16 protein-coding genes and 1 pseudogene are annotated in these 21,625 nt (G+C 67.7%); 10 read left to right on the top strand and 7 right to left on the bottom strand.

Annotated features, from left to right (window positions below):
- Positions 1 to 550: 550 nt before the first annotated feature.
- From DXV50_RS02615 to DXV50_RS02605, 3 genes are all read right to left on the bottom strand, one after another.
- The gene (locus DXV50_RS02615; protein WP_117204657.1) at positions 551 to 1,504 is read right to left on the bottom strand and encodes an AEC family transporter; all 954 of its coding nucleotides are present in this window, start codon (positions 1,502 to 1,504) and stop codon (positions 551 to 553) included.
- 122 nt (positions 1,505 to 1,626) lie between these two features.
- On the bottom strand, positions 1,627 to 3,987 hold the full coding sequence (gene feoB / locus DXV50_RS02610; RefSeq protein ID WP_117204656.1) for a ferrous iron transport protein B: 2,361 nt from the start codon (positions 3,985 to 3,987) through the stop codon (positions 1,627 to 1,629).
- Between the two features lie 113 nt (positions 3,988 to 4,100).
- The gene (locus tag DXV50_RS02605; RefSeq protein WP_198666390.1) at positions 4,101 to 4,979 is read right to left on the bottom strand and encodes a LysR family transcriptional regulator; all 879 of its coding nucleotides are present in this window, start codon (positions 4,977 to 4,979) and stop codon (positions 4,101 to 4,103) included.
- Between the two features lie 156 nt (positions 4,980 to 5,135).
- Between DXV50_RS02605 and DXV50_RS02600 the strand changes: the two genes are divergently transcribed.
- The 4 genes from DXV50_RS02600 (at position 5,136) to DXV50_RS02585 (ending at position 12,619) form a co-directional block, all read left to right on the top strand.
- On the top strand, positions 5,136 to 6,869 hold the full coding sequence (locus tag DXV50_RS02600) for an ABC transporter ATP-binding protein (protein ID WP_198666389.1): 1,734 nt from the start codon (positions 5,136 to 5,138) through the stop codon (positions 6,867 to 6,869).
- Positions 6,866 to 8,662 (top strand): ABC transporter ATP-binding protein, encoded by a 1,797-nt coding sequence (locus DXV50_RS02595; protein WP_117204653.1) that lies wholly within the window; start codon positions 6,866 to 6,868, stop codon positions 8,660 to 8,662. The genes DXV50_RS02600 and DXV50_RS02595 overlap by 4 nt, the downstream gene beginning before the upstream one ends.
- 247 nt (positions 8,663 to 8,909) lie before the next feature.
- On the top strand, positions 8,910 to 9,761 hold the full coding sequence (locus DXV50_RS02590; RefSeq protein WP_117204652.1) for an FAD binding domain-containing protein: 852 nt from the start codon (positions 8,910 to 8,912) through the stop codon (positions 9,759 to 9,761).
- Positions 9,761 to 12,619: a molybdopterin-dependent oxidoreductase gene (locus DXV50_RS02585; protein WP_117204651.1), complete on the top strand. Its 2,859-nt coding sequence runs from the start codon at positions 9,761 to 9,763 to the stop codon at positions 12,617 to 12,619. The genes DXV50_RS02590 and DXV50_RS02585 overlap by 1 nt, the downstream gene beginning before the upstream one ends.
- Positions 12,620 to 13,019: 400 nt before the next feature.
- On the opposite strand, the gene DXV50_RS02580 is transcribed toward DXV50_RS02585, so the two are convergent.
- Positions 13,020 to 13,424, bottom strand: coding sequence for a holo-ACP synthase (locus tag DXV50_RS02580; RefSeq protein ID WP_232817426.1), 405 nt, complete (start codon positions 13,422 to 13,424; stop codon positions 13,020 to 13,022).
- A gap of 165 nt (positions 13,425 to 13,589) precedes the next feature.
- Between DXV50_RS02580 and DXV50_RS02575 the strand changes: the two genes are divergently transcribed.
- Together DXV50_RS02575 and DXV50_RS02570 are read left to right on the top strand one after the other, a co-directional pair.
- Positions 13,590 to 14,384, top strand: a complete 795-nt coding sequence (locus tag DXV50_RS02575; protein WP_117204649.1) for a helix-turn-helix domain-containing protein — start codon at positions 13,590 to 13,592, stop codon at positions 14,382 to 14,384.
- A 79-nt stretch (positions 14,385 to 14,463) separates the two neighbouring features.
- Positions 14,464 to 15,399, top strand: a complete 936-nt coding sequence (locus DXV50_RS02570; protein WP_117204648.1) for a D-2-hydroxyacid dehydrogenase — start codon at positions 14,464 to 14,466, stop codon at positions 15,397 to 15,399.
- 157 nt (positions 15,400 to 15,556) lie between these two features.
- Here the strand turns inward: DXV50_RS02570 and DXV50_RS02565 are convergent.
- Positions 15,557 to 15,844: pseudogene (locus DXV50_RS02565) on the bottom strand (peptide chain release factor-like protein); the annotation flags it as partial.
- Between the two features lie 231 nt (positions 15,845 to 16,075).
- On the opposite strand from DXV50_RS02565, the gene DXV50_RS02560 reads away from it, so the two are divergent.
- The 4 genes from DXV50_RS02560 to DXV50_RS02545 all read left to right on the top strand — a co-directional run bounded on the left by DXV50_RS02560 (position 16,076) and on the right by DXV50_RS02545 (position 19,584).
- Positions 16,076 to 16,654, top strand: coding sequence for a xanthine phosphoribosyltransferase (locus DXV50_RS02560; protein ID WP_117204646.1), 579 nt, complete (start codon positions 16,076 to 16,078; stop codon positions 16,652 to 16,654).
- A 291-nt stretch (positions 16,655 to 16,945) separates the two neighbouring features.
- Positions 16,946 to 17,269 carry an ArsR/SmtB family transcription factor gene (locus DXV50_RS02555; RefSeq protein WP_117204645.1) on the top strand — a complete coding sequence of 108 codons (324 nt, stop codon included), beginning with the start codon at positions 16,946 to 16,948 and terminating at the stop codon, positions 17,267 to 17,269.
- 72 nt (positions 17,270 to 17,341) lie between these two features.
- Positions 17,342 to 17,560 (top strand): cation transporter, encoded by a 219-nt coding sequence (locus DXV50_RS02550; RefSeq protein ID WP_117204644.1) that lies wholly within the window; start codon positions 17,342 to 17,344, stop codon positions 17,558 to 17,560.
- An 83-nt stretch (positions 17,561 to 17,643) separates the two neighbouring features.
- Positions 17,644 to 19,584: a heavy metal translocating P-type ATPase gene (locus tag DXV50_RS02545; protein ID WP_117204643.1), complete on the top strand. Its 1,941-nt coding sequence runs from the start codon at positions 17,644 to 17,646 to the stop codon at positions 19,582 to 19,584.
- Positions 19,585 to 19,805: 221 nt separating this feature from the next.
- Here the strand turns inward: DXV50_RS02545 and DXV50_RS02540 are convergent, their stop codons facing one another.
- Together DXV50_RS02540 and DXV50_RS02535 are read right to left on the bottom strand one after the other, a co-directional pair.
- Positions 19,806 to 20,249 carry an aconitase X swivel domain-containing protein gene (locus DXV50_RS02540; protein WP_117204642.1) on the bottom strand — a complete coding sequence of 148 codons (444 nt, stop codon included), beginning with the start codon at positions 20,247 to 20,249 and terminating at the stop codon, positions 19,806 to 19,808.
- Positions 20,249 to 21,550 carry an aconitase X gene (locus DXV50_RS02535; RefSeq protein WP_198666388.1) on the bottom strand — a complete coding sequence of 434 codons (1,302 nt, stop codon included), beginning with the start codon at positions 21,548 to 21,550 and terminating at the stop codon, positions 20,249 to 20,251. The genes DXV50_RS02540 and DXV50_RS02535 overlap by 1 nt, the downstream gene beginning before the upstream one ends.
- Positions 21,551 to 21,625 lie beyond the last annotated feature (75 nt).

Below are 21,625 nucleotides of genomic sequence, written 5' to 3'. Positions count from 1 at the left end.
TTCTCGACGTTGACAACACAACATCGAGCGCAGGCACGACACGCGGGAGCCGCGTATTGCGGGGTTTGGCAGAGATTTGCGCGGATGAGCCGCGGATTGCGGGGGGTTGGCACCCGATCTGGTGCCAACCCCCGCATTTTGCGGCTCATCGTCGATCGGGCATGCCAAAGCCCACATACTGCGGCCTCCCGTCACTGGAGCGTGAGAAAGGTCGCGCAGAACTGGCCTTCGTGTGAGGAGTTTCCAAACCGTTGCGCAGAAGTCCGCTTCGTGCGAGCCAGTTTTCCGGCCAAGAACGCAATATCAAAATTGCAGTGAATAAGCCAGCTTGAAAACCGCAGGCAGATGCGTTGCGCAACTTAGAGAAGTGCATAAAATCAGCCGTCACCCTCCGTGAGCCCGAGAAACAGGCTCACACGAAGCGGACTTCTGCACAGCCGCCGGACAATCGCTCACACGAAGGCCCGTTCTGCACAGCGAAGAGCCGTCCCGTCCCACCGAAGGGGCGGGCAGCGTCTGCACGTTAGGAAAAACCGCGCCGACGCCCCACCTACACCAGGCCGTTTGACTTGAGGAGCCAGATCCAGAAGGTGAGCGTCACGGACGAGAGCAGCGTGGTGAGCATGACCACGCTGGAGTTGACGGTGCCCTCGTAGCCCATGTTGCGCGCCATGACGTAGCCGGAGACCGTGGAGGGAAGGCCCAACATCATCATGATGGCAACGAGCTTTTGGCCCGTATACCCCAGGGCCATCGCGCAGGGCAGAAACACGAGCTCAAGCCCCACGAGCTTGATGGCAGAGGAGACCAGCGACGGCACGCCCACGGCAAACGCCTTCCTGAAGCTGAAGGAGGCGCCCAGCGCGATGAGCCCGAGCGGCGTGGCAATGCCTCCCACGCTCGAGACGGCCTTTCCGAGGATGGCGGGCATGGGCAGCCTGAGCAGCGCCCAAGCGCACCCGGCGACGATGCCCAGGATGATAGGGTTGGTGGCTATGCCCCTGAGCGTCCGCCTGAGCAGGCCCGCGTCAAGCCCCTCCCCCTCGCGACGGTCCGGGCTCATGAGCTGCAAGATCGCCACGGCAGACACGTTGTAGACGGGCACGGCCCCAATGACCATAAGCGGAGACACGCCCGCCTCGCCATAGATGCTCTGGATGAACGCCACGCCCAGGAAGGCCGCGCCGGAGCGATAGGACGCCTGGATGAACTCGCCGCGCCACGGCACGCGGCCAAAGGCCCTGGAGACGAGCCAGCACAGAAGGATGCTCGCCAGCGTGGCCAGCGCGCAGAACGCCACGAAGCCGCCGTCCCAGGAGGCCACGATGTCCATGCGGCAGAGGTCGTCGAAGAGCACCACCGGCAGCGCGACCTTGAACACAAAGCCGTTGGCCAGGTCGGCGAACTCCTGGGCGACCAGCCCCACGCGCCTGAGGAAGTACCCCAGCATCATCATGAGGAAGATGGGAAGCGTCGCGTTGAGGCTGAAGATGAGGTCGTCCATGTTCCGAGGTGCTCCTATGCCGTCCTAAAGCTGCCGTCCCGGATTATGTCGCAACGGCGAGAAGCGCAGGCGCCCGAGAGCCACTCTCGACACTAGGGGTTGACAAAGCGACAGAATCAGCCCTAGGCCAGGCCCAGCGCCAGGCCGGCCGCGTGCACCAGGAAGGCCACGACCCAGGCCACGCACACCTGCAGTGCGAAGACGGCCACCGCGTAGCGCCCGCCCAGCTCGCTCTTGACGGTGCTGATGGCGGCCACGCACGGCGGGTAGAGCAGCGTGAACGCAAGGAAGACGTAGGCCGTGAGCGGCGAGAAGATTCCGGACAGTGCACCTGCGGAGGTGGCGCCCAGAAGCACCGTGAGCGTGGAGATGACGCTCTCCTTGGCGATGAGGCCGCAGACCAGGGCGCAGGAGACCCGCCAATCGCCAAAGCCCAGCGGCGCAAAGACCGGGGCCAAAAGCCCGCCCAGCCCGGCGAGAAGGGACTCGGACTGGTCCGCCACCACGTTCAGGCGGATGTCGAAGGTCTGCAGGAACCAGATGACAACGCTGGCGGCGAAGATGATGGTGAACGCCTTGGTGATGAAGCCCTTGGCCTTGTCCCAGGCAAGCAGCAGCGTTGTCTTGGGGCTGGGCAGGCGGTAGTTGGGAAGCTCCATCACAAACGGCACCGGGTCTCCCTGGAATGCCGTCCGCTTGAGCACGAGAGCCACGACCATGCCCACCAGGATGCCCAGCACGTAGAGGGAGACCATGGCCGCCACGCTGCCGCGCCCGAAGAACGCCGCACAGAGAAGCCCGTACACCGGGAGCTTGGCCGAGCAGCTCATGAAGGGGGTCAGCATGACCGTCATCTTGCGGTCGTGCTCGGAGGGCAGCGTGCGGGTGGACATGATGGCCGGCACCGAGCAGCCAAACCCGATGAGCATGGGCACGAAGCTCCGTCCGGAGAGGCCGAAGCGACGCAGGACCTTGTCCATGACGAAGGCCACGCGCGCCATGTAGCCGGAGTCCTCGAGGATGGAAAGCAGCAGGAACAGCACCACGATGATGGGCAGGAAGGAGAGCACGCTGCCCACGCCGGCGCAGATGCCGTCCACCACCAGCGAGTGGACCACGGGGTTGGTGCCAAAGGCGGTGAGCCCGGCGTCGATGCCCGCCGTGACCCAGGCCACGAGCTCCTCCATGAGGCCCTGCAGCCACGCGCCCAAGACGCCGAAGGTGAGCCAGAAGACCAGGCCCATGATGAGCACGAAGGCCGGGATGGCGGTATGGCGGCCGGTGAGCACGCGGTCGATGCGGGCGCTGCGGGCGTGCTCGCGGCTCTCGTGGGGCTTGACCACGCAGCTGCCGCAGACCTCGCCGATGAACGAGAAGCGCATGTCGGCCAGGGCGGAGAGGCGGTCGGTCCCGGACTCCTCCTCCATCTGGCTGATGATGTGCTCGATGCCGTCGAGCTCGTTGGCGTCGAGGGCGAGGGCGCAGGTGACCAGCTTGTCTCCCTCGACGAGCTTGGTGGCCGCAAAGCGCACGGGGATGCCGGCGCGCTGCGCGTGGTCGTCCACCAGGTGGCAGATGCCGTGGATGCAACGGTGAAGGGCGCCGCCGTCGGGCCCGTCGGCCGAGCAGAAGTCCAGGCGGCCCGGGCGCTCGCGGTAGCGCGCCACGTGCAGCGCGTGCTCCACGAGCTCGGAGATGCCCTCGTTCTTGGCGGCGCTGATGGGAACCACCGGGATGCCCAGCAGGCCCTCCAGCCGGTTGACGTCCACGGTGCCGCCGTTGGCCGTGAGCTCGTCCATCATGTTGAGCGCCAGCACCATGGGCCGGTCGAGCTCCATGAGCTGCAGCGTGAGGTAGAGGTTCCTCTCTATGTTGGTGGCGTCGACTATGTTGATGATGGCATCGGGGTTGGAGTCCAGGATGAACTGGCGGCTCACGATCTCCTCGCTGGTGTAGGGAGACAGCGAGTAGATGCCCGGCAGGTCCGTGACCGTGGCCTCGGCGTGCCCGCGGATCTGGCCGTCCTTGCGGTCCACGGTGACGCCGGGGAAGTTGCCCGCGTGCTGGTTGGAGCCCGTGAGCTGGTTGAAGAGGGTGGTCTTTCCGCAGTTCTGGTTGCCGGCGAGGGCAAAGGCCAGGGGCTGCCCCTCGGGCACGGGGGAGCCGGAACGTCGCGGCGAGAGGCCCTTCTCGCCTAGGGCCGGGTGGGCGCTGGGGGCCTGGCGGACGGGCTCGGCGGCGACGCCGTCGGCGTCGTGGACGCCCCTGACCTCGATGCGGGCGGCGTCCGCCCGGCGCAAGGTGAGCTCGTAGCCGCGCAGGCGCAGCTCGAGGGGGTCTCCCATGGGCGCGTACTTGACCATGGTGACCTCGGTGCCGGGTGTGAGGCCCATGTCCAGAATGTGCTGGTGCAGCGCCGCGTCGTCGGAGCTCACCTGCGCAACCACCGCGTCCTTGCCAATCTCGAGCTCGTCAAGCCTCATGCGCAGCGTCCCTCTCCCCGCCTTGCGTCCCAATCGGACGGATGAATCCGTTTGGACGCAATGCTAGCACGCCGGGGCCGCCTGCCCGCGGGGCCGTGCGTACGCGACGCCCGTCACTCCTCAGACCAGGACGAGAAGCACGCCAGAAAGCGCTCGCCGGCCGGGGAGAGTCTGCGGCCCCGCTCGCGAACCAGGGCAAGCCGCGTGACCAGGGCCTCGTCCGCAACGCGCTTGGCGAGAAGCCCCTCCATGTTGACGGTCTCGCACATCTGGAGCGGCACGAGCCCCACGCCGAAGCCGCGGCGGGCCCAGTTGCACGTGGTGCGGGAGTCGTCGTTCAGGCACGCCACCACGAGCCTCGCCCCCGCCTGGCGGAACCGCTCGGAAAGCAGCGCCTGGTAGCGCCGGTAGATCACGAGCGGCACGCCCGACAGCTCGGCGAGCGTCACCACGTCCGGCCGCTCGCCCACGGCAAAGCGAGCCGGCATGACGGCCGCCATGGGCACGGGCGCGCCGTAGCGGCAGGAAAGCTGCCCGCGCTCGAAGGGCGTGCGAACAAAGCCCAGCTCGACGATGCCGCGGTTGAGCATGTCTATGACCTCGAAGGTGTTTCCCTCGTGCACGTCAAAGCGCACGTTGGGGTAGTCGTCCACGAAGGGGGCCATGGCGTCGGACGGCACGGACGCCCCCGAGGAGCTGACCAGCCCCAGCGAGACCACGCCCGAGCCGCCCGAGCCGAAGCTCTCCACCTCGCGCTCCATGGCGCCCGTGAGCTCCAGCACCTCGCGGCAGCGCCGGTAGAGGAGCTTGCCGGCCTCGGTGAGCTCCACGCTCCTGGGTCCGCGCACCACCAGGCGCACGCCCAGCTCGCGCTCCATGCGGGCGAGCTCGCGCGAGAGGGGTGGCTGGGAGATGTGCAGCCGGGCCGCGGCGGCCGTGATCTGACGCTCCTCGGCTATGGCCACGAAGTACTCCATCTGGCGGGTGTTCACGCGCCTCACCTCTCCCCTGACGGGCCGAGCGAGAAAAAGGGACTGTCCCCTTTTCTCATCCATACCTTGAGAGTATAGCGGCAGGCAGAAACTGGTATTTCTCGCATGGCGATGACGGGTTTAGGCTTGAGGGCGGTCCCAAGCATAGGAGGTCACGTGTTCAAGCTCAGAAGGTACCTTCGCGGGCACTACCTGGAGTGCGTGCTCGCGCCCACGTTCAAGGGGCTGGAGGCCATTCTCCAGCTCATCGCGCCCCTGGTCATGGCACAGATCATCGACGTCGGCATAGCCAGCCGCGACGCCGGCTTCGTCGTGTCGCACGGCGCCGTCCTGGCGGCCATAGCCCTGGTCTGCTACGTGGTGGCCATCGTGGCCCAGTACTACTCGTCAAAGCTGGCGAGCCACTTTGGCACCGGCCTCAGAAGCGACCTCTTCCGCCACGTGCTGAGCCTGCCGCGCGAGGACGTTGACGCCCTGGGCCGCGCGAGCCTGGTGACCCGCATCACCAACGACACCCAGCAGGCCCAGGACGGCCTCAACATGTTCTTCCGCCTCATCCTGCGCATCCCCTTCGTCCTGGTGGGGTCGGTGGTCTCGGCCTTCCTGGTGGACGGCTGGGAGGCGGCGTGCCTTCTGGCCTCGTCCGTCGTGGCCGTGGGGCTCATCCTGGCCTTCATGCGCGTGACCACCGGCCGCTACCGCAAGATCCAGCAGGGCCTGGACGAGGTCACCCTCAAGACCGCCGAGAACCTCGAGGGCGCCCGCGTGCTGCGCGCCTTTCGCCAGGAGGGCGCCGAGAAGGACACGTTTGCCCAGGTGGCAGGCGGCGTCCGAGACATGCAGGTGGGGACGGGCGACATCTCTGGCGTGGTGAACCCGCTCACCTACGCCGTGGTCAACTTCGGGCTCATCGCCCTGCTGTGGGTGGGCGGCCTGCAGGTTGACGTGGGCGGCCTCACCCAGGGCCAGCTCGTGGCCCTGGTGAGCTACGTGTCCCAGGCGCTCATCGAGCTCCTCAAGCTCACCAACCTCATCACCATGCTCTCCAAGGCCTCCGCGTGCGCGCGCCGCATCAACGACGTCTTTGCCACCGTCCCCTCGCAGGCGGACGGCACCGCCGAGGCGCCCTCCCCCGCCGAGGGCACCCCCGCCGTGGAGCTCGACGACGTGAGCTTTGCCTACCCCGGCGCCTCCGGAGACTCCCTCTCCCACGTGAGCCTCAGGGTCATGCCGGGCGCCACGCTGGGCGTCATCGGCGGCACCGGCGCGGGCAAGTCCACGCTGGCGGCCCTCCTCATGCGCTTCTACGACGCCACGGGCGGCACCGTCCGCGTCAACGGCGCCGACGTGCGCGCGGTCACGCGCCAAAGCCTGCGCCGGCAGGTGGGCATCGTGGAGCAGAACCCCCAGCTCTTTGGCGGCACCATAGCCTCCAACCTGCGCTGGGGCGCCCAGGACGCCGGCGACGACGACCTCATGTCTGCCGTCGAGACCGCCCAGGCCGCCGACGTGGTGGCCTCCAAGGACGAGGGCCTCGGCTCCCGCGTCGAGCAGTTCGGCCGCAACTACTCCGGCGGCCAGCGCCAGCGCCTGGCCATAGCCCGCACCCTGGTGCGCCGTCCCTCCGTCCTCATCCTGGACGACGCCGCGAGCGCCCTCGACTTTGCCACCGACGCCGCCCTGCGCCGCGCCATCCGCCGCGACTGCGCCGGCACTTGCGTCGTCACCATCTCGCAGCGCGTGGCCGCCGTGCGCTCCTGCGACCAGATCCTGGTCCTGGACGGCGGGGCGGTGGCGGGCCTCGGCACCCACGAGGAGCTCCTGGCCAGCTGCGAGGTCTACAAGGAGATCTGCGAGTCCCAGCTCACGAGCGAGGAGGCAGGCCGATGAGCAACAAGAACGCAACCGCCGCCACGGCCGGCAAGGCCGGCGAGAAGGACGTGCGCGCCAGGAGGTCCACGGTGCGCCGCATGCTCGGGCTCTTCTCGGCGCACCCGGCAAAGCTCGCGGCCACGTTTGCCCTGGTGGTGGCCGTGGTGGTCTGCACGCTCGCGCTGCCCACCCTCTCGGGTCGGGCGGTGGACTGCGTCGTGGGGCCGGGCGAGGTCGACTTCGCCGGCCTGACGGCGAGCCTGCGCGCCATCGCCCTCACCATCGTGGCCATCTTCGCCTGCCAGTGGGGCCTTGCCGCCGTCACCAACCGCCTCTCCTTCGACGCGGCCTGCGACCTACGCCGCCAGGCCTTCGACCACATCCAGGAGATGCCGCTTTCCTACATTGACTCCCACGAGCACGGAGACCTCACCAGCCGCATAGTGACCGACGTGGACCAGCTCACCAACGGCCTGGTCATGGGCTTCCAGCAGCTGCCCACCGGCGTCCTCACCATCGTGGTCACCCTGGTCTTCATGTTCCGCCTGAACGCCACCATCGCGCTGGTCGTGACCTTCCTCACGCCGTTCTCGGTCTGGGCGGCCAAGTTCATCTCGTCCCACGCCAGCCGCCACTTTGCCGGGCAGACCCGCCTGCGCGGAGAGCTCACCGGCCTCACCGAGGAGATGATCGGCGGAATCTCCAGCGTGGAGGCATTCGGCATGGCCGAGGCCGTGAGCGCGCGCTTCGACGAGGTGGACGCCGCCCTGGGAGACGAGAACTTCAAGGCCGTATTCTTCTCGTCGCTGGCCAACCCCACCATGCGCTTTGCCAACGCGCTGGTGTACGCAGCCGTGGGCGTCTTCGGCGCCTTTGTGGCGCTCTCCGGCGGCATCACGGTGGGCGGCCTTTCGGCCTTCCTCTCCTACGCCGACCAGTACGCCAAGCCCTTCAACGACATCACGGGCGTGGTGACCGAGCTGCAGAACTCCGTGGCCTGCGCCGAGCGCGTCTTCGCGCTCGTCGACGAGCCCGCGCAGCTCCCGGAGGCCGAGGGCGCCCTGGAGCTGGGGGAGGTCTCGGGCGCGGTCACCCTGGACCACGTGCGCTTTGGCTACGCGCCGGAGCGTCCCGTCCTCACCGACGTCGACCTCGAGGTGGCACCCGGTCAGCGCATCGCCCTGGTGGGCCACACCGGCTGCGGCAAGACCACCCTCATCAACCTGCTCATGCGCTTCTACGACGTGGATGCGGGCGCCGTGCGCGTGGACGGCCACGACGTGCGCGACCTCGCCCGCGCGAGCCTGCGCGGCACGTGGGGCATGGTCCTGCAGGACACCTGGGTGCGCCGCGCCACCGTGCGCGAGAATATCGCCATCGGCCGGCCCGACGCCACCGACGAGGAGGTGCGCGAGGCGGCCCGCGAGGCCTTTGCCGACGGCTTCATCAGCCGCCTGCCCCAGGGCTACGACACGGTGCTCGACGGCAACGAGTCCATCTCCGCCGGCCAGCGCCAGCTGCTCTGCATCGCCCGCGTCATGCTCGCCCGGCCACAGATGCTCATCCTGGACGAGGCCACGAGCAACATCGACACCCGCACCGAGGTCCTGGTGCAGCGCGCCTTCGACCGCCTCATGCGCGGCCGCACGAGCTTCGTGGTGGCCCACCGCCTCTCCACCGTGCGCGACGCCGACCTCATCTGCGTGGTGGACCAGGGCCGCATCGCCGAGCGGGGGACCCACGAGGAGCTGCTGGCCCAAGACGGCCTCTACCGCCAGATCTACGAGTCGCAGTTCGCCCCGGCGGAGTAGGCGGGCCGCAAGGCCGGGACGGTCCGCACGGCGATAAGGACTTATCACTTACGGCCATTTTTTATCATTTTGCAGGTCAGGCGCCCGGCGAGAAGAACACACTTCTCGCCGGGCGCCTTTTTGCGGCTGCGGCGGGCCAACGTTGAAGTCGTGAAAGTGCAACGAGCGTTGCCCGTCTTGCTGAATGTGGCCTCTCACCTGCGCTATCATGCTGAGGTTCAACCCATGACTAGAACGAGGAGGACAAGTGCTGCGCTTTGACCAGTACGTCCGACCCAAGACCACGCGGGAGGCATACGACCTCCTGCAGCAGAACCGCCTCGCCACCGTCATAGGCGGCATGATGTGGCTGCGCCTCTCGGACCGCACCGTCCCGATGGGCATCGACCTCTCCGGCTGCGGCCTCAACGAAATCGAGGAGACCGAGGACTCCTTCGTCATCGGCGCCATGGTGACCCTCGGCCAGTTGGAGCACCACGAGGGCTTCCGCCAGATGACGCGCTCGGTCTTCACCAACGGCGTCCACGACATCATCGGCACGCAGTTCAGGAACCTCGCCACTGTGGGCGGGTCCGCCTACGCGCGCATGGGCTTCTCCGACATCGTGACCTCGCTTCTGCCGCTTGACACCTACGTGGAGTTCACCGGCGCAGGCACCATGCGCTTCGCCAACTTCGTCAACGGCGGCGCGGCGCGCGACGTGCTCGAGCGCATCGTCGTCAAGAAGCACGACTACCGCGCGAGCTTCCAGTGCCTGCGCAACTCCGCGACGGACTTCTCCACGCTCAACGCCTGCGCGGCGCTGTGGGACGGCCAGTGGCACCTTGCCGTGGGCGCGCGTCCCAAGAAGGCCAAGTTCCTCGAGGGCGAGGACCTGGGGCTTCCCGCGCGCTTCAGCCCGGAGGAGCTCGACGCCGCCTGTCAGCGCGCCCGCGACCTCAACTACGGCACCGACCGCCGCGCCAGCGCCGCCTACCGCGCCGAGCTGGCCGAGGTCCTCTCCCGCCGCGCCATCCTGGAGGCAGCGGCCCAGCAAGACGTCGCCACCGAGCTCAGGCTTGCCGCGGAGGCGGCCAAGCCCAAGGGGGTTTCCGCCTGATGATAATCAGCTTCACGCTCAACGGGCGTCCGGTCACCGAGGACGTCCCCGCAGACCAGACGCTCTTCTCCTATTGCCGAGAGCACGCCCTCAAGTCCGTCAAGTGCGGCTGCGAGACCAGCTCCTGCGGCCTGTGCACCGTATGGATGGACGACGAGCCGGTGCTCTCCTGCTCCGTCCTCATGGCCCGCGTCGACGGCCACAGCGTCACCACGCTCGAGGGCGTGGGCGCCGCGCGCGAGGAGTTTGCCCGCTGCATGGCCGAGGAGGGCGCCGAGCAGTGCGGCTTCTGCTCCCCCGGCCTCGAGATGGACGTCCTGGCGCTCGACCGCAAGTATCCCGACGCCGACGACGAGACCATCCGCCGCTTCCTCTCCGGCAACCTGTGCCGCTGCTCCGGATACGCCAGCCAGATGCGCGCCATCCGCCGCTTCCTGGCCCGCCACAAGAGCCCCGACGGAAGGATCTCCGCGCGCTCCGAGGCAGCTGCGCAAGCCGAGGCGCAGGTCAAGGCCGCGAGCAAGGGCGTGACCGCGGAGGACCGCGGCAGCACCCTCTCGCGCCCGGTGGTCAAGAAGGACGCCGAGAGCCTCCTTGCGGGACGCCCCGTCTACACCGACGACCTCGCGCCCGAGAACGCTCTGGTGGTCAAGCTCGTCCGCAGCGGCCAGGCGCACGCCCTGGTGACCAAGGTCGACACCGCCCGCGCGCTCGCCGTGCCGGGCGTGGTGGCCGTCTACACCCCCGACGACGTGCCGTCCAGCCGCTTCACGCTGGCCGGCCAGTCCTTCCTGGAGTGCAGCCCCTACGACACCCGCATCCTGGAAACCCACGTGCGCTACGTGGGCGACGAGGTGGCCATGGTCGTCGCCGAGACCGAGGAGGCGGCCTCGGAGGCCGTCAAGCTGGTGAAGGTGACCTACGAGAAGCTCCCCGCCGTGCTTGACATGGAGAAGGCGCTGGACAACGCCACCGTCATCCACAACGAGGCCGACTGGTCCTACGGCGCCGACCGCACGGGAGACCCGGCGCGCAACCTCGTGGCCCACGACGTCCACGAGCACGGCGACGTCGACGCCGCCCTTGCCGAGGCCGACGTCGTCATCGAGAACGACTACCACACCCAGGCCGCCGAGCAGGCCATGATGGAGACCATGCGCTCCTACGCCTACGTGGACGCCTTCGGGCGCCTCACGGTGGTGGCCTCCACGCAGGTGCCCTTCCACATCCGCCGCCAGGTCGCCAATGCCCTGGGCATCCCCAAGAGCCAGGTGCGCGTCATCAAGCCGCGCGTGGGTGGCGGCTTTGGCGCCAAGCAGACCGGCTGCAACGAGGTCTTCTCGGCGTTTGCGGCGTGGAAGACCGGGCGCCCCTGCAAGTGCATCTACACGCGCATGGAGACCATGAGCTGCTCCAACTCCCGCCACAAGATGCGCATGCACGTGCGCCTGGGCGCCAAGAAGGACGGCACCATCACCGGCATCGATCTCTACGCGCTCTCCAACGCGGGTGCCTACGGCTACCACGGGACAACCACCATCGGCCTGGTGGGCGCCAAGTCCCTGCCGCTCTACAACCGCGCCGCCAGCCGCTTTGCCTACGACGTGGTCTACACCAACATCATGCCGGGTGGCGCCTACCGCGGCTACGGCGCAACGCAGGGCTGCTTTGCCGTGGAGTCCGCCGTCAACGAGCTTGCCGACAAGCTGGGCATGGACCCCTGCGAGCTGCGCCTGAAGAACCTGGTCAAGCCCGGCGAGACCCTCTGGCAGCTGGGCGAGGAGCCCCTCCGCAGCTGCCGCGCCGACGACTGCCTGAAGCGCGTCATGCAGCTCACCGGCTGGAGCCGTCGCCCGCTTCGCGAGGACCTGGGCGACAAGGTCCGCGCCATCGGCGTGGCCCTCACCATGCAGGGGTCAGGCATCTCCAACTGCGACATCGCCAACGTCGACATCACCCTCGAGGACGACGGCTTCTACGTGCTCAAGATCGGCGCCACCGACGTGGGCACCGGCGCGGACACCATCCTGGCCCAGATCGCGGCCGAGGTCCTGGGCTGCGACGTGGACCACGTGGTCACCAAGGGCGTCGACACCGACACCTCGCCCTTCGACACGGGCGCCTACGCCTCCTCCGGCACCTACACCACCGGCGGCGCCGTGGTCAAGGCCGCCCGAGACCTCATCGAGAAGATCCGCGCCCAAGCCGCAGCCTGGTGGGACCTGCCGCTCGACGCCGTGGAGTTTGACTCCGGCACCGTCTGCACCGCCGACGGCAAGCAGCGCATGTCTGTTGCCGAGCTGGCCAACCGCGCCATCGGCTTTGGCCTGCAGCCAGGCATGCTGTCCGGCCACGGCTCCAACACCCAGCCGCAGTCTCCCCCGCCGTTCATCGCCGCCGTGGCCGAGGTCGAGGTGGACAAGCTCACCGGCAAGTACGAGCTCACCGACTACGCGGCCGTCGTGGACTGCGGAACGGTCATCAACACCAACCTGGCGCGCGTGCAGGTGGAGGGCGGCCTGGTTCAGGGCATCGGCATGGCCATGAGCGAGGACGTCTCCTATGACGCCCGCGGCCGCATGCGCACGGACTCCTTCATGCAGTACAAGATCCCGACGCGCATGGACGTGCCGGACGTGCGCGTCGAGTTCATGCCCAGCTACGAGCCCACGGGCCCCTTCGGCGCCAAGTCCATCGGCGAGGTCGTCATCAACACGCCGTCGCCGGCCATCGCCAGCGCCGTGGCGCACGCGACGGGCAACTACGTGCGCACGCTGCCCATCACGCCCGAGAAGGCCCTGCACGGCGACCCCACCGAGGCGCCCGCTCCGATGAGCCCGAGCCCGGCAGCCAAGTAGCGCAGGTTCTCGACCCGAGACAGGCGGGAAGCAACCTGCGACATGGGCCGCCCGCCCGCTTGCACACAGAGGCAGTTGAACAAAGCCTCGGCTTAGCAAGTGGGCGGGCGGCCCTCGTTGTGGATATGGGCTTTGGCTGCGCGGTCAGGGCATCACTTGCACAGAACTCCCCTTCGTGTGAGTGTTTTCCAAAAGCTTGTGCAGAGCCGGCCTTCGTGTGAGCCATTTTCGGGACTCTGCCGAGTATCGGGTATTTGCCAACTGGGCTTTTGTTGGCCGAAGAGGGCCAGAGTCAGCAATTGCCCTCAAAACAGGCTCACACGAAGGTCGCTTCTGCACGCCAAAATCAAAATCACTCGCACGAAGGGGAGTTCTGCGCAGAGGAAGCCGATGTGGTGGCCTACTGGGCCAGCGCCTGGGCCAGGACGTACTGCCCCTCGTTGGTGATGGAGACGAGGACGCTCGTGACGCCGGCCTCGGAGAGGACGGGGGTGAGGGCGCCCGCAAGGCTCACCTGGGGCTGTCCGGTCGGCGCGTCCAGCGTCTCGACGAGGCGCAGGTCAAAGCCCTCGTCCGTGAGCGGGGCCACAGCCTTGAAGACCGCCTCCTTGCAGGCAAAGCGCCCGGCGAGAAACTCGCACGGGTCATGGCGTCCCGCCGCCTGGGCAAGCTCGGCCGCCGTGAAGGTGCGCCTGACGAAGGCGTTTGCGATGTCCACGCCCGCCCGGCCCGACGCGCCCCAGTCGTCGCAGATGCGACGGAACTCGGGAAGGCTCACCAGGTCTATGCCGATGCCTTTTACCAAAACGTCCTCCAGGAAAGCGTATCCGCAGGTAGAATGGGCCGCAACCAACCATTGCAACCCAAGGTTGCGCACTGCCGGCCACATTCAATCCCAAGTTGGTGGCATGTGCGGCGCCTCCAGAATAGCATCGGCCACCACACGGAGCGTTCGGACCCAGGAGGTCACATGGACATGCAGATAGCAGAGCGTCTGGTCGCGCGGAGAAAGGCGGCCGGCTACTCGCAGGAGGCGCTTGCCGCGGAGCTGGGCGTGAGTCGCCAGGCCGTGAGCAAGTGGGAGCGCGGCGAGGCCTCGCCCGACACCGATAACCTCATCGCGCTTGCGGGCCTCTACGGCGTCACGCTGGACGAGCTTCTCTTCGGGAAAGCCTCCCCGGACCCCAAGGACGCTGGCGAGAAGGACGAGAACCCTGCAAAGTCTCAGGTCAGGATCTCTCTTCGCGAGGGCATCCACGTGGTGGACCCAAAGGGCGAAGAGGTCCACATGGGCTGGAACGGCATCCACGTGTCCGACGCCGAGGGCAACACCGTGGAGAGCGACCCCGAGGGCGAGGGCGTGACCATCAACGGCACGCACTACGATAGCTGGCACGACGCGCACGAGGAGCTCGGCCATGACCTCAAGGGCAAGAGCGACTTCAGGCGCAGATGGGACGCCTTCCCCTTCCCCGCGCTGGTGCTGGTGGCCTACCTGGCCGTGGGCTGGGCGACGGGCCAGTGGGTGGCGGCGCTGCTGCTGGGCTTCCTCGTTCCGCTCTACTACGTGGTGGGTGCGGCACTGGGCGGCGAGGGACCATTCTCGCTGGTCAGCGGGGCATGGCCGCTCCTGGCAACGGCCTACTACGTCTGGCAGGGCATCTTCTTCGACCGCTGGGGCAGCGCCTGGCCGGTCTTTCTGACCATCCCGCTGGTGTGCATCGCCTTCGACAGCCTGGACAAGTGGTGGAGGCACCGCAAGTAGCCACGGCACTGGCGCCCCTCCCCTCACAGGGTGTACAAGAAGGGGTTGTCGTTGCCGCAAGAGGAGTGGGGAGAAGACCATGGACGTTTTGGTGCAGCTGCCGCTGAGCAAGGAGCAGAGGGCACGGCTCGAGGCCGCTGTGCCCGGGGCGCGCTTTGAGTACGTCAAGCCCAGGACCGTGACGAGGGAGCAGGTGGAGGCGGCCGATGCCATCGTGGGCAACGTGCCCACCGAGATGCTCGCCGGCGCGTCCAGCCTGCGCCTGCTGCAGCTCAACTCCGCCGGCTACGAGCAGTACGCCGCCTCCGGCGTGCTTCCGGACGGCTGCGCCCTGTGCTGCGCCACCGGCGCCTACGGCCAGGCGGTCTCCGAGCATCTCTTTGCCATGGTCCTCTCGCTGGTCAAGCGCCTGCCCGCCTACCAGGACCGCCAGCGTGCGCACGACTGGTGCGACCTGGGCCCCGTCACCACCCTCAGGGGCGCCCGCGTGCTGGTGCTGGGCGCTGGGGACATCGGAACCCACCTGGCGGGGCTCTTTGCCGCCATGGGATCCTCGGTCTGCGGCGTCCGCTCGCGCGAGGCCGCCCCGCACCACCCATTCGACGCCATGGGGACCCTCTCAGACCTGCCGAGGCTCCTTCCCGAGGCGGACGTGGTCTGCTCGGTGCTGCCCAGCACGCCCCAGACGGCAGGCATCGCCGACCAGGCCTTCTTTGACGCTATGAGGAACGGCGCCTACTTTGCCAACGCCGGCCGCGGGGACCTCGTGGACCAGCGGGCGCTCGTGGAGGCCCTCGCCTCGGGCCACCTTTCCGGCGCGGCGCTGGACGTCTGCACGCCCGAGCCCCTGCCTGCGGAAAGCCCGCTCTGGGACGCGCCCAACCTGCTGCTCACGCCCCACGTCTCGGGCCAGTTCCACCTGGCCGTCACGCTCGACAACATTGTGGGCATAGCGGCAGAGAACCTCGCCCACCTTGCGGCAGGCGAGGCCCTCAGGAACCACGTGAACGCCTAGGGGCGTGCCCCGTGGTGGGCGTGAGCGTCTGAGCACCGGAGGGCAAAGCGTAGGTGGAGACGCCGCCGGCGGCGCACGCCATACCCCCGGGTCACCGCAAACGGTCGCACGTGGGACGCGCCCGGCGGGACCGGCGGGCCTGGCGCGAGCGGCGCCGCTAGTCCTCGTCAACGCGGCCGCGCAGGCGCTTGATCTGTCCGCGACGGCTCTTCTCGTCCATGCGGCGGGCGCGGGCGGCGCGGCTGGGGCGCGTGGCGTGGCGCACCTTGGGCGGCACGGCCCGGCGCTCCAGCTCCGCACGGATCTTCTGCAGGCAGAGCTGGCGGTTTCTGTACTGGCTGCGGGACTCCCGCGAGGTCACGGTGATGCCCGTGGCGCGGTGCGTCATGCGCACGGCGGAGTCCGTGGTGTTCATGCACTGCCCGCCGGGACCCGAGGCGTGGAAGGCCTGTGCCTCGCAGCCGGCCGCAAGCTCGTCTAGCGGCAGCCGCGCCAGGCGCGCGTAGTCCCTGTATGTGAGGTTGCTCTTCTCCATGAGCACATATTAGCCAAGAAATGCAGGGAATCTGCCGGCAAACGGTAGGTTTTGGCCCCGCAACGGCTGCGAACGTGGCATTATGGACTGCAACCGTTTTTTCAGGATTGCACACCACAAGCCGCTCAGGAGGACTTCCGCATGAAGGAGCTCGAGGACCGCATTCGCCAGGATGGCATCGTTCGTGAGGGCAACGTCCTGAAGGTCGACAGCTTCCTCAACCACAAGTGCGACGTCGCGCTTTACGACCAAATGGGCGCCGAGTGGGCCCGCCTTTTTGAGGGCAAGAAGGTCGACAAGATTCTGACCATCGAGTCTTCCGGCATCGGCATCGCCTGCGTGGCCGCCACCCACTTCCACAACGCGCCTGTGGTGTTCGCCCGCAAGACCGAGTCCAAGAACCTCGACGGCGAGCAGTACCGCACCCAGATCAAGAGCTACACCAAGGGCCGCACCTACGAGGTCATCGTCGCCAAGCGCTTCCTCGAGCGCGGTGAGCACGTCATCATCCTCGACGACTTCCTGGCCATGGGCTGCGCCCTCAACGGCCTGCTCGAAATCTGCGAGGAGGCCGGCGTCGTGGTCGAGGGCATCGGTATCGCCATCGAGAAGGACTTCCAGCCCGGAGGCAAAAGCCTGCGCGAGCGCGGCTACCAGGTGGAGAGCCTGGCCATCGTCTCCGGCATGAACGCAGAGACCGGCGAAATCGACTTCGCCTAGCACTCCCCCGCAACAACCTGACTTGCATCGAGGCCGCCCCAACCGGGCGGCCTCTTTTCTCGCCGCCCCCCCCGCAAATTGGGGACGTGTTCGTTTTTTCGCAAACTTGGGACAGGTTGCTTCCTGCCGGCGTTACGGCCAGCTAGCCTGTCCCCTTTTTGCGCAAATTTGAACACGTCCCCAATTTGCGAGGACGGTGAGATTCCTATTGACATGTGAACACATGCTCATACAATCAATGGCATGTAGTATCGATTGAGAGTTTGCTCATATGTTCAGAAAGGAGGAGGCATGTGCGAGGGAATCCCGGTCGGAGAGTCGCCAGAGGAGCTGCCCGACGAGGAGCTTCTCTATGACCTGGCCGACCTGTTCAAGGTCTTCTCGGACACCACGCGCATCAAGATCCTGTTCTGCCTCATGGGACGCGACCTCTGCGTCGCGGACATCGCGGACGAGACGGGCACCACGCAGAGCGCCGTCAGCCACCAGCTGCGCACGCTCAAGCAGGCCCACCTCGTCAAGTGCGAGCGCGACGGCCGCAACGTGGTCTACTCCCTGGCCGACGACCACGTCTACACCATGCTGAACGTCGGTCTCTCCCACGTCTGCGAGTAGCGCGACGCGGCGAGAAGCACCCGGCGCGGCACATCAACCCTGGAATCAGCCCACAACGGAAGGGAACCCACCATGAAGAAGGCATTCAAGCTCGACGAGATCGACTGCGCCAACTGCGCCCGCGAGCTGCAGGAGGGCCTGGCCAAGCTCGAGGGCGTGACCTCGGTCTCCGTGAACTTCATGACCCAGAAGCTCACCCTCGAGGCCGCCGACGCCGAGTTCGATGACGTGCTCCAGCGCGTCATCGACTACACCGAGGAAGCCGAGCCCGATTGCGAGATCCTGGTCTAGTCACCCGGCCGCACCACGTTGCGGCCTTTCTTGCACCGTATGTATGAGCGCATGTTCATATGTTCAGCCTTAAGGAGAGATCGATGGCTGCCAGCAGCACCAACAAGAAGAAAAAGAAGCGCAGGAAGAAGGAGTCGTTGGAGCACAAGGCGCGGCGCATCGGCGTGGCGCTGGCCGTGTTCTTTGCGGTCCTGGCCGCAGACGAGCTCGGGCTTCTCGCCAGCCTCTTTGGCACCACGGGCGCGGTGTACGCGAGCTTTGCGCTGTTCCTCGTCCCCTATGCCATAGCCGGCCACGACGTCCTGCAAAAGGCCTGGGGCAACATCCGCCACGGCAAGGTCTTTGACGAGAACTTCCTCATGACGGTGGCCACCATCGGCGCGTTTGCCATGGTGCTCTTCCCCCAGACCGAGCCGCACATGGCCGAGGGCGCGGCCGTCATGCTCTTCTACCAGGTGGGAGAGATTTTCCAGGCCTACGCCGTGGGCAAGAGCCGCAAGTCCATCGCCGCCATGATGGACATCGCGCCCGACTTTGCCAACGTGGAGCGCAACGGCGACCTTGCGCAGGTGGGCCCCGACGAGGTTGCCGTGGGTGACGTCATTGTGGTCAAGCCCGGCGAGCGCGTGCCCATCGACGGCGTCATCTTGGAGGGCACAACGCAGCTGGACACCGCCGCCCTCACCGGCGAGTCCGTCCCGCGCCACGCCGAGGCCGGCGACGAGGTCATCTCAGGCTGCATCAACATGACGGGCGTGCTGCGCGTGCGCACCACCAAGCCCTTCGGCGAGTCCACCGTGAGCCGCATCCTGGAGCTCGTGGAGAACGCCAGCGAGAAGAAGGCCCGCACCGAGAACTTCATCACGCGCTTCGCCCGCGTCTACACGCCGGCCGTCACCGGTGCCGCCGCGCTGCTGGCCGTGGGCGGCGGCCTTCTGACCGGCGCCTGGGCGGACTGGATCTTGCGCGGCCTGACCTTCCTGGTGGTCTCCTGCCCCTGCGCGCTGGTGATCAGCGTGCCGCTCTCGTTCTTCGGCGGCATCGGCGGCGCCTCGCAGATCGGCGTCCTGGTCAAGGGCTCCAACTACCTGGAGGCTCTCTCTGAGGTGGACACCGTGGTCTTCGACAAGACCGGCACCCTCACCAACGGCACCTTCGACGTGGTTGCCGTCCACCCGGCAGACGGCGTCCAGAGCGACGAGCTGCTGGAGCTGGCTGCGCACGCCGAGTCCTTCAGTGACCACCCCATCGCGGCGTCCGTCCGCCGCGCGTACGGAGCCCAGGTCGACCAGGCCCGCTTGAGCGACGCCGCCGAGGAGTCCGGCCACGGCGTCTGTGCCCGCGTCGACGGGCGCGAGGTGCTGGTGGGCAACGCCAAGCTCATGGCCGCCCACGGCGTGGAGGCGCCGGCCTGCGACGTGGTTGGCACAATCCTCCACGTGGCCGCGGACGGTCGCTACCTGGGCCACGTGGTCATCGCCGACACCGTCAAGGACGACGCCGCCCGAACCATCGGCGACCTGCACGCCGCCGGCGTCCGCCGCTGCGTGATGCTCACGGGAGACCGCGAGGAAGTGGCCGCCGCCGTGGCCGCGCAGCTGGACCTGGACGAGTACCACGCGCAGCTCCTGCCCGCGGACAAGGTCGAGCGGGTGGAGACGCTCCTGGCCGACGAGGAGGGCCACCACAAGCTTGCCTTTGTCGGCGATGGAATCAACGACGCGCCGGTGCTCACCCGCGCGGACGTGGGCATTGCCATGGGCGCCATGGGCTCCGACGCCGCCATCGAGGCCGCCGATGTGGTCCTCATGGACGACAAGCCCTCCAACATCGCCCGGGCCATGCGCCTGGCGAGAAAGACCATGGGCATCGTGTGGCAGAACATCGTGTTTGCCCTGGCAGTGAAGCTGGTCATCCTCGTCCTGGCGGCCCTGGGCGTGGCCAACATGTGGCTGGCCGTCTTCGGCGACGTGGGCGTGGCGATCATCGCCATCCTGAACGCGATGAGAGCGATGAGAGTGTAAACGCAGGTCCGCGCTCCTGCCACCACGCGGACAGGCACTTCTCCGCTGAGGCCCGCTTTGTGTATTGAGAAGTTGATACACAAAGCGGGCCTGTTTGCTTTTGGCGCGTGCATGCACGGGCCTTTTGCACCAATTGGGGCTTCCTGTATCAATGATTTAATACACAAAGCCGGAGGGCCCTGCCGGCGAGAAGCTGCCAAGGCCCCGGGCGCCCCGCGCCGCTACCCCACCGTGACGGTGCCGTCGGCCTCGACCCTCACGGCGTCCCCCGTGCGGACCGCCTCCAGGAACTCGTCTCCAAGGCAGTCGACGGTGGGCATCGCGGCCTCGGCCCACACGCCCGTGAGGATGGCCCCCGCCGCGGCAAGGCTGTCTATGGGCTTGGAGAAGAGCAGGCACGCGGGCTGCCTACCCATCTTGGCCGCGCAGAAGAGCACCATGCCCCCCGTGGTGGAGCCGATGGTCATCGGCAGGCAGAGCGCCTTGCCCGCCATCGCGCGGCCGTAGAGGTCGGGGTTGTTCTGGTCCGAGCAGGTGGCCTTCCCGTCGCCGAACATCAGCGCCTTCTGGAAGGACGCCAGCGTGTTGAGCCCTCCGTGCGAGACGAGCGCCTCCGCACTCGCGGTGCCCGGGACCACCACGCGTCCCTTGAAGACCTTGGGCATCAGCGGTCGCCTCCCCTCTCGTCGGCGTGGCCGCGGGTCACCAGGGCCAGCACCTCGTCGTCGGTGTAGTAGCGCGCCGTGGAGTAGGTGCGCAGCTTGTTGGAGTTGGTCGCCATGGGCATGCGGCCGCACAGCGGGTTGTTGGTGTACATGAGCGGGCAGATGCTCGAGACGACGGCGCCCGTCGCCGCAAGGCGCTCCGCGGCCGCGGTCCCCTCGAAGGAGCGGGCCACGGCCGGGGCGGCCGTGAGGACGGTCGGCACCTGGACGCGCCTCTTTCCTGCGGCGGCAAGCCCCTCGACGATGCGGTCAGACCAGTCCGCGAGCTGCGCGGACGAGAGGTGCGGGCAGCCTATGAAGCAGAGCTTGGGCTTGTCCGCGGGCCTCTTCCACATGACGGGGTAGCCGGAGCGCACGCGTTCGAGCTCCGCGTCGTCTATGCGGTAGACCTTGGCGCCCGGCGCCACGAGGCCGGACTCGCCGAGCTCGACGGCCTCGGGCGTGAGGCCGTCAACGTGGTAGAGCCCCACGGCGCCGTTGGAGGCGGCTGCGGCGCCCATGTCCTTGAGGTAGTCCTCGGCGCTGCCGTCCAGGGAGTCCCCCAGCCAGCGGCCGAGGCCCTTGATGTAGGGCACCTCCTCCATCACCCTCATGCCGATGGCGCTTCCGAGCACCTGCGGCTCGGGCCGGTGCTCGCACGCCACCTCGACGACCCAGGTGGCCCTTCTCCCCTCGTCGGTGAGAAGCCCGAACTCCGGCACGAAGCCCGCGATGGAGCCGAACATCTCGATGATGCCCGAGTTGCGGTTGCAGCGGGCGCCCAGCACCGAGTTGGCAAAGACGACGGCGCTGCTCTCGGCCCAGCTCAAGACGTCGCCGCGGCCCGGGCGGTTTCCGACCTCGGGCATGTAGCAGGTGCAGGTGAAGGCGTCGCCTCCCATGAGGCCCATGGCCCCGAGCTGCGCCTCGTAATCGGCCTGCTTGGAGTACATCACCTTGAAGACGAGGCGCTGCAGCGGGTTTGCGGGCACCGCAGGGTCAAGCGGCCGCGGGTCGGCGCTGAACTCCTGGCCGCTCACGGCCCCTCCCGCCACGAGCTCGTCCATGAGGTCGTAGACGGGCTTGAGCATGCTCAGCCCGAAGCTCGTGACCAGATGGCCGCGCGCCCCCGTCACCTCGACCATCCTGCGGGCGCCAAAGCACTCGCCGTACATCACGAGCGTCCGCACGACCTTGGCCATCGCCGGTCCGCGCGAGCCGTCCAGGAGCGCCTGCTGAGCAGGCGTTAGCTCCATAGCCATGTTCCTCCCTTCGCGCCAGGGGCCACGCCTCGGCGCGTTCGCATTTCTTGTCAACAACGTGCCTGCGGCCGCGGG

Origin of the sequence: Paratractidigestivibacter faecalis, assembly GCF_003416765.1 — a bacterium.
GTDB lineage: Bacteria > Actinomycetota > Coriobacteriia > Coriobacteriales > Atopobiaceae > Paratractidigestivibacter > Paratractidigestivibacter faecalis.
This window is presented reverse-complemented; position numbering and strand designations above follow the sequence as displayed.